Origin of the sequence: Motilibacter aurantiacus (genome assembly GCF_011250645.1) — a bacterium.
GTDB classification, from domain to species: Bacteria; Actinomycetota; Actinomycetes; order Motilibacterales; family Motilibacteraceae; genus Motilibacter_A; species Motilibacter_A aurantiacus.
On sequence record NZ_JAANNO010000056.1, the window covers coordinates 1 to 520 of the forward strand.

Below are 520 nucleotides of genomic sequence, written 5' to 3' on the forward strand. Positions count from 1 at the left end.
GCCTCGTCAACCTGTCCCTGAGCAGCACCAACATCCAGGTGCCGATCGGCATCGCGGCGAACATCTGCGGCGTCGCGGTGAACGCCCTGAGCGGGCCGAGCGTCACCAGCCCGGTCGACTGCAACGCCTTCGGCGACGCCGAGGCGACCCGGAACGACGGCGGTGCCGACAACACGCGCCAGCGCGGTCTCGTGAACATCGCGGTCACGGACCTCAACGTCCAGGTCCCCGTCGGCGTGGCCGCCAACATCTGCGGGGTCTCCGCGAACGTGATCTCGAGCGCAGCGCTGACCGGTCCGGTGGACTGCGAGGCCCTGGGTGAGGGCAACGCCAACGGCTGACCGCTGACCGCATGAGGCAGTGACCATGAGGCAGTGACGAACGCCCCGTCCCCCCGGACGGGGCGTTCGTCATGCCGGCGTGGTCGCGCGCGACCCTGCGGTGCGCCGCTCCTGCGTCTGCCGGCGAACCAGGGTCACGCGCCGCGTCACCCGCTCGACCAGCTGCCAGTAGGCCAGTC

Annotated in this window: 1 pseudogene; it reads left to right on the top strand. The window is 71.0% G+C overall.

What is annotated here, in order from left to right:
• Positions 1 to 341 (top strand): annotated as a pseudogene (locus tag G9H72_RS20815) (hypothetical protein); the annotation flags it as partial.
• Positions 342 to 520 lie beyond the last annotated feature (179 nt).